Raw genomic sequence first — 14,198 nt, 5'->3', positions numbered from 1 at the left:
AAGCCTAACGAGGGGGCCGGCTGTCAGGGGGCCGCGTGCTCGACCGCCCCGGCGCCGTCCGGGTGGTTCAGGCCCAGGTGGTCGCGGAGCGTCGTGCCCCGGTACTCCGTGCGGAACACCCCGCGCTCCTGCAGGAGCGGGACCACCGTGTCGGCGAAGACGTCGAGTCCGCCGGGGGTGATGTGCGGGACGAGGATGAAGCCGTCGGCGGCATCGGCCTGGACGAAGTCGTTGATGGCCGAAGCGACGGTGGCCGGTGAGCCGACGAAGGACTGGCGGCTGCCGGTCTCGATGACCAGGTCGCGGATCGACCAGTTCTTGGCGGCCGCGAGCTCCCGCCATTCCCGGGCGGTCGCCAGCGGGTCACGGTACATGCGCACCTGGGCGCGGCCGCGGGCGACGGTGTGTTCGCCGGGGTCCGGATCGATGTCGGGCAGCGGGCCCTCGGGGTCGTACGAGGAGAGGTCGCGGTTCCAGACGAACTCGAGGTGCTTGATCGCGGTGGCGCCGCTGACCTGCTGTCCGCGGACCTCGCGGGCCAGTTCCCGCGCCTCGGCGTCCGTGTCGCCGAGGACGAAGGTCGCGGCGGGCAGGATCAGGAGCTGGTCGTGGCTGCGGCCGTGGCGGGCGAGGCGGCCCTTCAGGTCCCCGTAGAACGCCTGGCCCTCTTCGAGGGTGCTGTAGCGGCTGAAGATCGCGTCGGCGCCCTCGGCCGCGAACTCGCGTCCTTCCTCGGAGTCCCCGGCCTGGAAGATCACCGGGCGGCCCTGCGGGCTGCGCGGGACGTTGAATCGCCCCTCGATGTCGAAGTGCTGCCCCTTGTGCGCGAAGGTTCCGGCCGCCGCGTCCCGAAGGAAGGTGCCGGTCCGCTGGTCGGCGGCTATGGCGTCGCCGCGCCATGAGTCGAACAGTTCGTTGGCCGTGGCGAGGAACTCCCTGGCCCGGGAGTACCGCTCCTCCTGCGGCAGGAATCCGCCGCGCCGGAAGTTCTCGCCCGTGAAGGCGTCCCACGAGGTGACGACGTTCCACGCCGCGCGTCCGCCCGAGAGGTGATCGAGGCTGGCGAACTGGCGGGCCACCTCATAGGGCTCGTTGAACGTGGAGTTGATCGTTCCCGTGAGGCCGAGGCGCTCCGTGACCGCGGCGAGGGCGGACAGCACGGTGAAGGTGTCGGGGCGGCCCACCACGTCCAAGTCGTAGATCTGACCGCCCTGTTCGCGCAGGCGGAGCCCTTCGGCGAGGAACAGGAAGTCGAATTTGGCACGCTCGGCGGTGCGGGCGAAGTGCGCGAACGAGCTGAACTCCACGTGGCTGCCGGCCTCGGGGTCACTCCACACGGTGGTGTTGTTGACGCCCGGGAAGTGGGCGGCGAGGTGGATCTGCTTGAGCGGCTTGCCGGTGCTGCGGCCGGCGCCGTTGATGGCGGTCATGTCGGTGGTCCTTCCGGCTCAGACGGTGGCGTAGCGGTTGGCGGGGCGGGCGAGGCCGAGCAGCCCGCGCAGGGTGTCGGCCTCGTACGCGGTCCGGAAGGCGCCTCGGCGCTGCAGCTCGGGGACCAGCCGGCGGCTGATCGCCGGGAGGTCGTGGCCGGTCACCGCGGGGCGCAGCCGGAAGCCGGAGAGCCCGGCCTGCCGCCATTCCAGGAGAAGGTCCGCCAGTTGCGCGGGGGTGCCGGTGAAGATTTTCGCGTCGCTGGTGTACGGGTGTCCGGCGAGGCCGTCCAGGCGGTCCCGGCGGGCCCTGGCGGTCGCGGGGTCGTCGTCGAGGAAGACCACGAGGTCCCCGAAGATGTGGAGGGGTTCCGCCGCCCGCCCGGCCGCCGCCTGTTCCGCGCGGATCTCGTCGACGACGGCGCGGGCCCGGCCGGCGTCGTGCGGGGTCACGTATCCGATGTCCGCCGAGCGGGCCACCAGCTGGAAGGGGACGCTCCGGTGCGCGAGGGCGCTGACGACCGGCTGGCCCTGCGGAGGCCGGGGCGTGATCGAGGGACCCTTGACGCTGAAGTACCGGCCCTCGAAGTCGGTGTAGTGCAGTTTCTCGCGGTCGATGAAGCGGCCCGTGGCCGCGTCCCGGATCTCGGCGCCGTCCTCCCAGCTGTCCCAGAGGCGGCGTACCGCCTCGACGTAGTCGCCGGCCTCCTCGAAGAGTTCGGCGGTCAGCGCCTGTACGGCCGGTGTGTCCAGTTCGCCGACGCCGAAGCGCGGGAACGTACGGCGGCCGAAGTGGGCGGCTTCGTGCTGCCGGGCCGACACCTGGATGCGCAGACCGGCGCGGCCGGTGCTCACGTAGTCCAGGGTGGCGATCGCCTTGGAGAGGTGGAACGGCTCGGTGTGCGTGGCGACCACGGTGGGGACGAGCCCGATGTGCCGCGTCAGGGGGGCCACCCGGGCGGCGATGAGCACCGCGTCGAGGCGCCCCCGCTCCTGGTCGGTGCGGTCGTCGGGCTCGGTGAACCGCGAGGACTGGAGACCGAGCGCGTCCTCGATCGTCACGAAGTCGAGCAGGCCGCGCTCGGCTTCGGTGATGGTGTCGGCCCAGTACGCGGCGGTGAGCAGTTCTCCCGGCCGGGCCTCCGGTTCGCGCCAGGCGGCGGGGTGCCAGCCCGTGCCGTCGAGTGCGACGGCGAGGTGCAGCGAGGGGGACGGGGAAGGATGCGGGGATGCTGATGCGGACACGACAGGGTGCCTTCCTGATCGACCGTGGGTGAGCGCCGGGCCTCGTCGGGAGGTTCGGCGTCGCGGGAACGGGTCAGGAACGACAGAGCGCGCCGGCCACGCGCTGGAGGTCGATGTGCGGCCGGGAGTAGAGGTGGACGCGGCACCGGGGTGCGAGCACCTTGACGAGCGGGCGGGACACCGCCTGCATGACCCTCGCCTCCGCTCCTCCGGCTCGGCGGGCCCGGGGGCCTCGCGCTTGCGGAGCCCGGACGGGCCCCGCCTGGTCGTCACTTGGAGCACCCCGCCGCGTAGGAGGGTTGCCGGTCAGCAAGCCAGGGCTTGTCGCTGACACTCATGACCTGCCCGGAACGCTACGCGCGCCGGCAGCGCCACGCAATGCCCCTGTAGATCATGGTGGTGCCCACAAGGGACATGGGGGGCACCACCATGGAGCACAACAAGGCGACCGCGCGCTCTGTTCCCTGGGCGGGACGGTGCGCACGGGGCCCGTGCGCTTACGGATCACGCACGCCCCGCGGCCTTCTGACTCCTGCGGGACAGCGAGTCGACGACCACGGCCGCCAGCAGGACCGATCCCGTGATCATGAACTGGACCGCGTTGCTCACCCCCATGATGTTCATCCCGGACTGGATGGACCCGATCACCAGGGCGCCGAGCAGGGCCGACCAGACGGAACCCCGCCCGCCGAACAGGCTCGTGCCGCCGATGACGGCGGCCGCGATGACGTTCATCAGCAGGTTGCCGCCGCCCGAGGTCTGGCTCGCCGACTGGATCTGCCCGGCAAGGAAGAGGCCGCCGACGGCCGCCATGGTGCCGGCGATCGAGAAGACGGACATCCGGACGAACGGCACACTGATGCCGGCCCGCCGCGCCCCCTCGGAGTTGCCGCCGACCGCGAAGACCTTCCGTCCGTACGTGGTGCGGCGCAGCACGAAGTCCAGGACCACCAGCACGATCAGGAAGATCAGGAGGGCCAGCGGGAGGCCCTGGTACCGGTTGAGGATGTACGCGGTGACGAAGGCGATGGCGGCGATGACGACCGCGCGCAGCACGATCTCGGCGACCGGGCGGGACGGCACCCTGGCAGCCCTGCGGCGGGCGGCGTCCAGGAGGGAGGCCGCCAGGAACAGTCCGACCCCGACGGCCGCGGTCGCATAGGCGGCGGCCGGGCTGTGGTAGATGGTCGAGTAGACCTCGGCGACGATGCTGTCGGCGGGGATGTTGACCGTGCCGCTGGAGCCGAGCACCTGCAGCATCAGCCCGTTCCAGGCAAGGTTGCCCGCAAGGGTGACGACGAACGCGGGCACACCCACTTTCGCGAAGAAGAAGCCCTGGATGAGGCCGACGGCCGCTCCGCCCAGGATCGCGATCAGGAGCGCCAGCCATTCGTTCATGCCGTTCAGGACGTTGAGTACGGCGAAGATCGCGGCGCACAGACCGCTGACTGAGCCGACGGACAGGTCGATCTCGCCGAGGAGGAGCACGAAGACGATGCCGACGGCGATCATGCCGGTGCCGACGATCTGCTGGCTGAGGTCGGAGAGGTTCTGGGCCGAGAGGAACGTGCTGTTCAGGCTGCCGAACACGGTCCAGATGATGATCACGGCGATGACGACGGGGAGGGAGCCCAGTTCTCCGCTGCGCATCTTGCGCCAGAACTCCCCGGCGTACCCGCGGATGCCCTCCTCGCGGACGAGCAGGCGGGTGTCGACGGCGGGCATGGCGTCGTGCGCCGGTTCCTGGGCGTCGTCGTGTACGGGTTCCCGGCTCATCGCTCCTCCTCCCGCTTACGGGCCTGGCGGCGGGTGACGGCGCTGTCGGAGGCTCCGGTGATGGCGGAGATGATCTCCTCGGTGGTGGTGGAACGCCGGTCGAAGAAGCCGTTGTTGCGCCCCAGTCGCATCACCGCGATCCGGTCCGCGACCGCCATCACGTCCACCATGTTGTGGCTGACCAGGATGGTCCCGAGGCCGCGTTCCCTGAGCCGCTCGACCAGGTCGAGGACCTCGGCCGTCTGCTCCACGCCCAGGGCCGCGGTGGGTTCGTCCAGAATGACGACCAGCGGATCGCCGATCAGGGAACGGGCGATGGCCACCGTCTGGCGCTGTCCGCCGGAGAGCGAGGCGACGGGGATGCGGACGCTCGGGATGCGGATGGACAGCGTGTCGAGCAGTTCGCGCGAGCGCTGGTCCATGCGGACCTCGTCGAGCACACCGAAGCGGCGCAATTCGCGGCCGAGGAAGAGATTGCCCACCACGTCGAGGTTGTCGCACAGGGCCAGGTCCTGGTAGACCGTGGCGATGCCGAGGTTCTGGGCGTCGTGGGGCCGGCCGATGGCGACCCGGCGGCCCTGCCATTCGATGACGCCCTCGTCCGGCGGGTTGACTCCCGCGATGGCCTTGACCGCGGTCGACTTGCCGGCACCGTTGTCGCCGACGAGCGCGACGACCTCGCCCGGGTGGACTTCGAGGTCGAATCCCGAGAGTGCCTGGACGGCGCCGAATCGTTTGGAGATCCCCCGCAGAGTGAGCACAGGTGCTTGCGGCAAAGGAACCGCCTCCTGGATTGCCCGTGCGCATGGACGGACGGTCTCGGCCCCCGTGCGGACGAGCCGCGCGCTGCGGCCCGTCCGCATGCGTGGACGAGGGACCTACTGAAGGCCTGTCTTCTCGCAGGCGTCGGCGTAGGCGGGAGTACAGATCTCCTCGACCGAGTACAGGCCGTCCTTGACGACGGTGTCCTTGATGTTGTCCTTGTCGACCACGACCGGTGTCAGCAGCTTGGCCGGTACCTTCTCACCGCTGCCACTGGTGACGGTGGTCGGCGTCAGGGACTTGGGGATGTCCTTGCCCTGCGCGAGGTCGACGGCCATCGCGGCCGCCGTGTCCGCCTCCGGCTTGTACGGCTTCTCGACGGTGATGGTCTGGGTGCCGAGCAGAATCCGCTGGATCGCGTCGAGCTGGGCGTCCTGACCGGTCAGGGGCACGTTGATGCCGGCCGCCTTCAGTGCGGTGGCAATACCGGCGGCCAGACCGTCGTTGGCCGAGTACACGCCGACGATCTTGTCCTTGCCGAGTGCGCTGATGGCACCTGCCATCTGCTGGTTGGCGTTGTTAGGGTCCCAGTTCGGGGTGTCGTACTCCTTCCCGATCTTCACCTTGCCGTCGAGGACGGAGTGCGCTCCGGCCTTGAACTCGGCGGCGTTCGGGTCGGTCGGCGAACCGTTGTGCATGACGATCTCGCCGCTCTCCGCCTTGTCACCCAGCGCGTCGAGCAGGGCCTTGCCCTGCAACTCGCCGACCTTGCGGTTGTCGTACGAGACGTAGGCATCGACGGGGCCCTGCGCGAGCCGGTCGTACGCCACGACCTTCGCTCCCGCGTCCCGCGCTTTCTGCACGGAGGACTGGATCGACTTGGCGTCCACAGCGTCCAGGATGAGGACCTTGTCGCCCTTGGCGAGGGCGGTGTTCACCTGCTGCTGTTGTGTGGTGGCGCTCTCGGCGGCGTTGTAGTAGTCGATCTGGGCGCCCGGCGCCAGTTCCTTGATCTTGTCCTCGATGTACGGCCGGTCGAACTTCTCGTACCGCGTGGTCTTGCTCTCGGGCAGCAGCAGGCCGATCTTCACCTCGTCGGCCGCGCGGCCCGCAGCCGGCTGCGCTGCACCGCTGGTCGCCACCGCGCCCAGCGACAGGGCTGCCGCTCCGGCCAGAGCGAGCGCGCTCCGCAATGTACGGGTCATGGGAGGCTCCTTCTCGTGCGGCGCCGTCCCTCTCCTGGGAGAGCGCGGATAGCAAACGTGCACTTATGGCCTACATATCGACATTAGCGGCAACCTCGCGACCGGCAAGCGGGTGACATCACCCCACCTCAGAGCCCCGGGGGTAACGCTCCGTGGCCGCCCGCAAGGCACATCCGACGCCCGGCGGCCCATCGCGGGGCATCGGCAGCCGGCGGGCGTCGCCGCGGAGCCGGGTATGCCGATGAGCCGGCGACGGGGGTGCGAGTCAGTCCGCCAGACCGGCGGCGAGGGTCGCCCCCAGCTCCCAGCACGCCTCGGTGTCGGCCTTGGCGGGTTGTCCCGTCACCGTCACGGCGTCGGCCGCGCGGCGCCATCCCAGCCCCGTGGTGACCGACTCGATGGCCCGCACGGCCCCGGTGACGTCGTTCCCGCCGTGCACGTAGTACCCGAAGGGGCGGCCGCGCGTCGCGTCCAGGCACGGGTAGTAGATCTGGTCGAAGAAGTGCTTGAGGGCACCGGACATGTAGCCGAGGTTCGCCGGGGTTCCGAGCAGCACGCCGTCGGCGGCGAGGACGTCGGATGCCGTCGCGGCCAGCGCCGCCCGCCGTACCACCCGGACCCCCTCGATCTCCTCCGTCGTCGCACCGGAGACGACGGCTTCGAGCAGTGCCTGACAGTGGGGCGAGGGCGTGTGATGCACGATCAGCAAGGTGGCCACACCCGGAACCCTGCCGTGCCCGCCGCCCCGCCGCAAGCGAGCGGCGCCGGGCGCGCCGGGCGCCGCTCACCCCTGGCCGGGGTCCGGCGGTTGCGCCCGCCGGGAATCGGCGTCCAGCTCTTCCGCACGGCTCCTCAGCCATGACGTCAGCCGGTGGACACCTGGGTCCCGGCCGGGCGGCCGGCTGCTCAGGAGGTGGTAGCCCGTGCCGTCGGGGACGAATCCGAAGGGGGCGACGAGCTGGCCCCGTTCCAGGTCGTCGTGGACGAGGGCGTACGGGGCGATCGCGGCCCCCACGCCGGCCGATGCAGCCTGAAGGGTCAGGTAGAAGTGCTCAAGGGTCTGCTGCGCGGCCGGCTCCAAGGAGGTGCCCGTGAGGCGCTTCCAGTCGTCCCAGGCCTCGGGCCGCGTCCCGGAATGCAGAAGAGTGGTCTCCGCCATGCCGGGGGCCGTGAGCCGCGCGACGAGGTCGGGCCGGCACACCGGTCCGATCCGCTCGGCGAACAGACGCGTCCGGTGCGCTCCTGCGGGAAAGGGAAAGTCGTCGCGGCGGATAGCGAGGTCGATCGCGTCCCGTTCGAAGAGGACGGGGCCTCCCCCTGCGGACAGATGGACGGTGAGGCCGGGCACGCGCACCGCCAGGTCGGGCAGACGGGGGATGAGCCACCGCATCAGGAGCGTCGGCTCGCACGACACGGTGAGCGGCCCGTCGGGCACGCGACGGGAGATCTGCCGGGCGACGGCGTCGACCTGACCGAGCGCATCCCTGATCGCCGCGGCCAGTTGGCGCGCTTCCCGGGTGGGCAGCAGGCTGCGGGTCCGGCGTTCGAACAGGGCGACGCCGAGTGCCCGTTCCAGGTTCTGCACCTGTCGGCTGACCGCCCCGTGCGTCACGTGCAGCTCCTGCGCCGCAGCGGTCATGCTCCCGTGCCGGACCGTCGCTTCGAAGGGCAGGAGGGTGTTCAACGGAGGAAGCGAGGACCATCGCACCACTGCATCCTATCGGTGAGTTCTCCTCACAGGCCCTGTGAGAACGAATCGTTTGTCCTGGGCCGTTGACGTCATCGACCATGGATCCGGTCACACATGAGCTGTTGGACGAGAGGTATTCCATGACATCCCGCACAGACGTCCGGCGGGGCATCGGCATCCTCGCCGACGACCTCACCAGCGCCGGGGACGGGGCCGCGCCCTTCCGCCGGGCCGGCCACGAGGCACGGATCATCCTGTCGGAGCCGGCGACTGCACCCGCCCGCGCCCCGGGGGTGACCGCCGTCGACCTCGGGACTCGCCTGCTGGACGAGGGGGCCGCCGCCGCACGCAACGAGCGGGCCGCCCACCTCTTCGCCGGCTCCGCGCTCCTGCTCAAGACGGTCGACTCGACCCTGCGCGGCCATGTCGCGGCGGAGATCCGCGCCGCGTGGGCGGGCTCGCGGCGGCGGGCAGTCGTCGTCGCCCCCGCCTTCCCGGCGGAGGGCAGAGTGACGCGGGGGGCGGTCCAGTACGTGCACGGAGTGCCGGTCCACGAAAGCGACTTCGCCCACGACCCCGTGCATCCGGTGCGGTGCGCGGACCTCACCACGGTGCTCCCGGACGCCGTCGTGGTCGGGCCCGAGCAGGCGGACGAACTGCCGGCACTGACCGGCCGGGGTGCGCTGATCGTCTGCTCCGCCGCGGTGGACGGCGACCTCGACCGCCTGGTGGCAGCGGTCCCGCACCTCGACGACGTGCTGTGGGTCGGCTCCCCCGGCCTGGCCGCCGCCCTCGCCCGGCGGTGCGCACATGCTGACGGATCAGAGGCGCACGTGCCCCCGCCCACCCCCGCACCGGCCCGGCGGCCCCTCGTCGTCGTCGGCAGCGCCAACCCGGCGACCCGCCGTCAGCTGGCCGCGCTCCACTCCCGGGCAGACGTCCAGGGGGTCACCGTGGGCCACGATCCCGTCCCCGCGATGGAGGAGCTGCGCGCCCTGACGGCACCCGTCCTCACGCTCCGGACCCCTGATGAACGTCAGCCGCCGGCGAGCTCACGAGCACTGGCCGCGTCCCTGACAGCCGTCGTACGGGCACTGGTGGAGGAACGCCAGGTCGACGCGCTCGTCGTCACCGGCGGGGAGACCGCCGCGAGCGTGCTCCGGGGCCTCGGCATCGACGGCGTCGACCTGATCGACGAACCGGAACCCGGTGTCGCCCGCGGAACCCCGCCCGGACTGCCCTCGCTCCCCGTCATGATCAAGGCGGGTGGTTTCGGCAACGACGAGCTGCTCCTGCGGCTGTGCGACCTGGTGCGGCAACGCACGCGCCGGCCCTCCCCCCACCTGGGGGCACGCACATGACTCCGATCGCCCTCACCATGGGCGACCCCTGTGGCATCGGACCTGAAATAGTTCTCAGGGCGTGTGCCGACCCCCGGCGCACCGTACCCGTCGTCGTCATCGGCGATGCGCGTGTCCTGGCCCGGGCGGACCGGTTCACCGGCACGGGCCTGGTTCTGAACCCGGTCACCTCCCTCGACCGAGCGGCGTACGCACCCGGCACGGTGGACGTCCTCATCGAGGGCGAACCGCCCACCACGGCCCTGCCCTGGGGCGCGCTCGACGCCCGAGCGGGTGCGGCATCCTTTCGGTACGTCCGCCGCGGCATCGAACTCGCCCTGAGCGGCGGCGTGCGCGCCCTGGTGACCGCACCCGTCAACAAGGAAGCGCTGCGGCTCGGCGGGGTTCCCTACCCCGGGCACACCGAGATCCTTGCCGATCTCACGGGTACCACCGACTACGCGATGATGATGGCCAACGACGAGCTGCAGGTCGTGCTGGTGACGGTTCATCAGTCGCTGCTTTCCGCGATCGACGCGATCGATCGGGCACGGGAACTCGCCACCATCCGGCTCACCCACCGGACGCTGCGGCGCGGGGGTCTGCCCGCTCCCCGCATCGCGGTGGCCGGCCTCAACCCCCACGCGGGCGAGAACGGGCTGTTCGGCCGCGAGGACCTGGAGATCATCGCCCCTGCGGTCCGGGCCGCTCAGGACGAGGGGATCCGGGCCTCGGGTCCGTGGCCGGCCGACACCGTGTTCATGAGGGCGCGCGCAGGCGAGTTCGACGCCGTGGTCGCGCAGTACCACGACCAGGGCCTCATCCCCGTCAAGTACCTGGGGCTGGAGCACGGGGTCAACATCACCATCGGCCTGCCCTTCGTCCGTACCAGCGTCGACCACGGCACAGCCTTCGACATCGCCGGCCGCGGCACGGCCGACCACTTGAGTCTGCTCACCGCGCTGCACCGCGCCGACAGTCTGTCCGCGAAGCCGACGGCCTCGCGATGACAACCGGCTCGGGCCGGCCACCCCTCACATCCGAAGGACCACCGTGGACTTCATCTTCATGCTCACCCGCGACGACCGGACCGTCACCGACTGCCTCGAAGTGCTCGAATCCGTCAGGGATCTCGGCATCACCCACATCGGGTTCAAGGACATCGGCGTGGACCGCGACACGCTCTTCCGGCTCCACGACGCCCTCAGGGGCCTGGGCGCCACCACCTACCTCGAAGTGGTGAGCACCGGCCGGGAGCAGGCGCTCGCCTCCGTGCGGACCGCCGTCGAGCTCGGTGTCGACCGTCTCATGGGCGGAACGTGGACGGAGGAGACCCTCGGCCTCCTGCACGGCACCGCCATCGGCTATCTGCCCTTCGTCGGCCGCCCCGTCGGTCACCCCACCCGCCTGGCCGGCACTCCCACCGATGTCGCGGCAGACTGCCGGCGGGCGGAAGCAGCCGGCTGCGCAGGGGTCGATCTGCTGGCGTACCGCGCCACCGACGCCGGCCCTCTCGATTTGGTGCGCGCCGCACGCGCCGCGACCTCGGGCCGTCTGGTCGTCGCCGGTTCCATCTCCGGCACCGGCCAGATCCGGGACCTCGCCGAGGCCGGTGCGGATGCCTTCACGATCGGCTCAGCCGCCTTCGCCGGGTCATTGCGGCCCGACACCGGTGCCCTGACATCCCAACTGGAACCGGTCATCGCAGCGGCCGGTGCGGCCGAGCGGGAAAACCTCGCTTCTGCCGGTCGGCGGCCCGGTCCGGTGTCTACGGGCGAAAAGGGCTGAGCGTGTCCCGGGCCAGGTCAGGCCGGCCCGGCGTCTCCTGCCACGCGACCGGGTGGTGGTCGCGCAGCCGGCGGTAGCGGTCGTGCGGGATGCCGAGCGCGTACTGCCGCGGGTCGAAGTCGTCCGCAACGGGAGCCGGTGGGGGCGGGCCCGCTCACGAGCGCAACAGCTTCTCGGCACAGAAGCTCGCGCGGTCGGTCTCGCGCCCGGGGCGAAAGTCGAAGCGCTGGGCGCCGCCCTGACGTGGCCGGACGTGCCGGCCGGCACGAAGGGCAACGGGGCGAGCGCCGGCCAGGCCGTCGCCCTGGCCGTCCGGGGATCCGAGCCGGCGCTCCTGGGCTCCGGAGTCGGCAGCGGCGCCACTGCCGGGGCCACCGTCTTCTGGACCGACGGCACCTCCACCACCGGCACGTTCGGCTTCCCCAACTGGTCGTTCGACCCGGCCGACGCACACGGTGGGACCCTGGCGAAGTCGACGGGCGGCCGCAATCGGCCGGACGGGTACGCCAACGCCACCGTGAAGTACAGCCTGTTCGCCCACTCGATCGCGCCGGACCCGTCCAGGACGGTCGAGTCCGTCGTCCTGCCCGCTCACGGAAACGTCCGTCTCTTCGACATGGCGATCGCTTCCTGAGCGTCGCCCGACGGGCCGGGGCCCGGGGACCGGCGCTCAGCGCCGTACCCCGGGCCCCGGTGGCCGGTCCGCGTGGATCCGGTGTCGGTTCAGCCGTTGGCGAGGAGCTGGAGCGTGTCGATGACACGGTTCGAGAAGCCCCACTCGTTGTCGTACCACGCGACGACCTTGACGTGCCGGCCCTCGACGCGGGTGAGCTCCGAGTCGAAGATCGACGAGGCCGGGTTGCCCGTGATGTCGGACGAGACGAGCGCGTCCTCGGAGTACTCCAGGACCCCGGCGAGCGGCCCCTCGGCCGCGGCGCGGTAGGCCGCCAGCACGTCCTCGCGGGATACGTCGCGGGCCACGGTGGTGTTGAGCTCGACGATCGAGCCGACCGGCACGGGGACACGGATCGAGTCGCCCGAGAGCTTGCCTTCGAGGTTGGGCAGCACCAGGCCGATCGCCTTGGCGGCCCCGGTCGTGGTCGGCACGATGTTCACGCCGGCCGCACGGGCCCGGCGGGGGTCGCGGTGCGGGCCGTCCTGGAGGTTCTGCTCCTGCGTGTAGGCGTGCACCGTCGTCATGAAACCGTGCTCGATCCCGGCGAGTTCGTCCAGGACCGCGGCGAGCGGGGCGAGTGCGTTGGTCGTGCACGAGGCGTTCGAGACGATCGTGTGCAGGGCCGGGTCGTACGCGTCGGTGTTGACCCCGAACGCGAGCGTGACATCGGCGCCGTCGGAGGGCGCGCTGACGAGCACCTTCTTCGCACCGGCGTCGAGGTGGGCGCGGGCGGCCTTCGCCGAGGTGAACCGGCCGGTGGCCTCCAGCACGATGTCGACCTCGAGGGCGGCCCACGGCAGCTGCGCGGGATCGCGCTCGGCGACCACCTTGATGCGGCGGCCGTCGACGACGAGGACGTCCCCGTCGAGTGTCACCGGGCGCCCCAGCCTGCCGGACGTCGAGTCGAAGGCGAGCAGCCGCGCGAGAGCGGCGGGCTCGGTGAGGTCGTTGACGGCGACGACTTCGAGGTCGCTGTCGCGCTCCAGCAGTGCGCGCAGCACGTTGCGTCCGATGCGGCCGAATCCGTTGATGGCGATGCGAGTCATGAGGTGTGTCCCTTCGTCCCTGCGGTACGCCACCAGGTTCGCTCGCCGCACCCCGGTCGTGGCAGCGGCGTGAGCGCCACGGTTCGAAAGGATCACGCCATCGGGGACGCCGGGCTACTCGGTCCGTGCGAACGTGCGCCGGTACTCGCTCGGCGTCGTACCGAGGATCCGCTGGAAGTGGAGCCGGAGATTGGTCCCCGTGCCGAGTCCGGTCTCCGCGGCGATCTGCTCGATGCTCTGCTCCGAACGCTCCAGCAGCTCGCGGGCCACATCGATGCGGGCCCGCATCACCCACTGCATCGGGGTGTAGCCGGTGTCCTCGACGAAGCGCCGCGAGAGCGTGCGCGGCGAGACCGCCGCGTGCCGGGCGAGCGCCTCCAGGGTGAGTGGTTCGCCGATCCGGTGCAGCGCCCATTCGCGGGTGGCGGCGAACCGTTCGCCGAGCGGCTCGGGCACGCTGCGGGGCACGTACTGCGCCTGGCCGCCGCTGCGGTAGGGGGCTGCCACCAGCCGCCTGGCCGCGTGGTTCGACGCGGCCACCCCGAGGTCGCCGCGCAGGATGTGCAGGCACAGGTCGATCCCGGAGGCGGCGCCTGCCGAGGTGAGGACGCTGCCCTCGTCGATGAACAGCACGTTCTCGTCGACCTGGACGCGGGGGTGCTTCGCCGCGAGCGCCCGCGCGTAGTGCCAGTGCGTCGTCGCCCGTCTGCCGTCGAGCAGGCCCGTGGCGGCGAGCGCGAAGGCCCCGGTCGAGATGGCCGCGAGCCGCGCGCCCCGGTGGTGGGCGGCGACGAGCGCGTCGACCACGGGCCGCGGCGGGTCGTCGCGGTCGGGGAACCGGTAGCCCGGGATGAAGACGATGTCGGCCCACTCCAGCGCGTCGAGACCGTCGGCGACGTGGTACGACAGTCCGTCACCCCCGGCCACCAGTCCGGGCGCCGCGCCGCACACCCGGACCTCGTACGGCATGCTCGCGCGCGTCGTGAACACCTGTGCGGGAATGCCGACATCGAGGGGTTTGGCGCCCTCGAGCACGAGGACGGCGGTGCGGTGGAGACGGGAGGCTGGCACGGGACTCAGGGTACGAGGGGCCGGCCGGGCCGCTTCACAGGCCGGAGGCCATCGGCGCGGCCGGGCCGATGGCCCGTCCGTGCCGGCCCGCGAGCCGGGCCGTCCACGCCTCCGGTCGTCGGACGAGTCGGCGGGGGCGGCCGGCGCCGTTGCGGGGGCCGGCCGCCTC

Annotated in this window: 14 protein-coding genes and 1 riboswitch; of the genes, 4 read left to right on the top strand and 10 right to left on the bottom strand. The window is 71.5% G+C overall.

Annotation, left to right across the window (positions count from 1 at the left end; genetic code table 11):
• Positions 1-23 precede the first annotated feature (23 nt).
• The 8 genes from E6R60_RS08210 to E6R60_RS08180 form a co-directional block, all read right to left on the bottom strand.
• Positions 24-1,430 (bottom strand): NtaA/DmoA family FMN-dependent monooxygenase, encoded by a 1,407-nt coding sequence (locus E6R60_RS08210; RefSeq protein ID WP_136325766.1) that lies wholly within the window; start codon positions 1,428-1,430, stop codon positions 24-26.
• Positions 1,431-1,448: 18 nt separating this feature from the next.
• The gene (locus E6R60_RS08205; RefSeq protein ID WP_136325765.1) at positions 1,449-2,675 is read right to left on the bottom strand and encodes an LLM class flavin-dependent oxidoreductase; all 1,227 of its coding nucleotides are present in this window, start codon (positions 2,673-2,675) and stop codon (positions 1,449-1,451) included.
• A 73-nt stretch (positions 2,676-2,748) separates the two neighbouring features.
• Positions 2,749-2,865, bottom strand: a complete 117-nt coding sequence (locus tag E6R60_RS37935; RefSeq protein ID WP_346766063.1) for a putative leader peptide — start codon at positions 2,863-2,865, stop codon at positions 2,749-2,751.
• Between the two features lie 39 nt (positions 2,866-2,904).
• A riboswitch (SAM riboswitch) is annotated at positions 2,905-3,017 on the bottom strand.
• A 162-nt stretch (positions 3,018-3,179) separates the two neighbouring features.
• Positions 3,180-4,451 (bottom strand): sugar ABC transporter permease, encoded by a 1,272-nt coding sequence (locus E6R60_RS08200; RefSeq protein ID WP_136325764.1) that lies wholly within the window; start codon positions 4,449-4,451, stop codon positions 3,180-3,182.
• On the bottom strand, positions 4,448-5,227 hold the full coding sequence (locus E6R60_RS08195; RefSeq protein WP_136325763.1) for an ATP-binding cassette domain-containing protein: 780 nt from the start codon (positions 5,225-5,227) through the stop codon (positions 4,448-4,450). Before E6R60_RS08195 ends, E6R60_RS08200 begins: the two co-directional genes overlap by 4 nt.
• Before the next feature lie 102 nt (positions 5,228-5,329).
• Positions 5,330-6,418, bottom strand: a complete 1,089-nt coding sequence (locus E6R60_RS08190; protein WP_136325762.1) for a substrate-binding domain-containing protein — start codon at positions 6,416-6,418, stop codon at positions 5,330-5,332.
• Positions 6,419-6,683: 265 nt separating this feature from the next.
• Positions 6,684-7,136, bottom strand: a complete 453-nt coding sequence (locus E6R60_RS08185; protein WP_136325761.1) for an NAD(P)H-dependent oxidoreductase — start codon at positions 7,134-7,136, stop codon at positions 6,684-6,686.
• A gap of 66 nt (positions 7,137-7,202) precedes the next feature.
• Entirely contained in the window at positions 7,203-8,126 is a 924-nt protein-coding gene (locus tag E6R60_RS08180) for a LysR substrate-binding domain-containing protein (RefSeq protein WP_276613943.1), read from the bottom strand.
• Between the two features lie 122 nt (positions 8,127-8,248).
• On the opposite strand from E6R60_RS08180, the gene E6R60_RS08175 reads away from it, so the two are divergent.
• The 4 genes from E6R60_RS08175 to E6R60_RS08160 all read left to right on the top strand — a co-directional run bounded on the left by E6R60_RS08175 (position 8,249) and on the right by E6R60_RS08160 (position 11,870).
• Positions 8,249-9,469 (top strand): four-carbon acid sugar kinase family protein, encoded by a 1,221-nt coding sequence (locus E6R60_RS08175; RefSeq protein ID WP_168713561.1) that lies wholly within the window; start codon positions 8,249-8,251, stop codon positions 9,467-9,469.
• Entirely contained in the window at positions 9,466-10,458 is a 993-nt protein-coding gene (gene pdxA, locus E6R60_RS08170; RefSeq protein ID WP_206309345.1) for a 4-hydroxythreonine-4-phosphate dehydrogenase PdxA, read from the top strand. Before E6R60_RS08175 ends, pdxA begins: the two co-directional genes overlap by 4 nt.
• 43 nt (positions 10,459-10,501) lie before the next feature.
• Positions 10,502-11,236, top strand: a complete 735-nt coding sequence (locus tag E6R60_RS08165; protein ID WP_206309344.1) for a hypothetical protein — start codon at positions 10,502-10,504, stop codon at positions 11,234-11,236.
• Between the two features lie 82 nt (positions 11,237-11,318).
• Positions 11,319-11,870 (top strand): hypothetical protein, encoded by a 552-nt coding sequence (locus E6R60_RS08160; protein WP_206309343.1) that lies wholly within the window; start codon positions 11,319-11,321, stop codon positions 11,868-11,870.
• Between the two features lie 89 nt (positions 11,871-11,959).
• On the opposite strand, the gene gap is transcribed toward E6R60_RS08160, so the two are convergent.
• Positions 11,960-12,958: a type I glyceraldehyde-3-phosphate dehydrogenase gene (gene gap / locus E6R60_RS08155; protein ID WP_136325758.1), complete on the bottom strand. Its 999-nt coding sequence runs from the start codon at positions 12,956-12,958 to the stop codon at positions 11,960-11,962.
• A 114-nt stretch (positions 12,959-13,072) separates the two neighbouring features.
• Positions 13,073-14,029: a helix-turn-helix domain-containing protein gene (locus tag E6R60_RS08150; protein WP_136325757.1), complete on the bottom strand. Its 957-nt coding sequence runs from the start codon at positions 14,027-14,029 to the stop codon at positions 13,073-13,075.
• Positions 14,030-14,198 lie beyond the last annotated feature (169 nt).

The organism is Streptomyces sp. A0642 (assembly GCF_004795105.1).
Taxonomy (GTDB): domain Bacteria; phylum Actinomycetota; class Actinomycetes; order Streptomycetales; family Streptomycetaceae; genus Streptomyces.
Note: the sequence above shows the minus strand (reverse complement) of the source record. Positions and strands in the feature narration are given on the sequence as shown.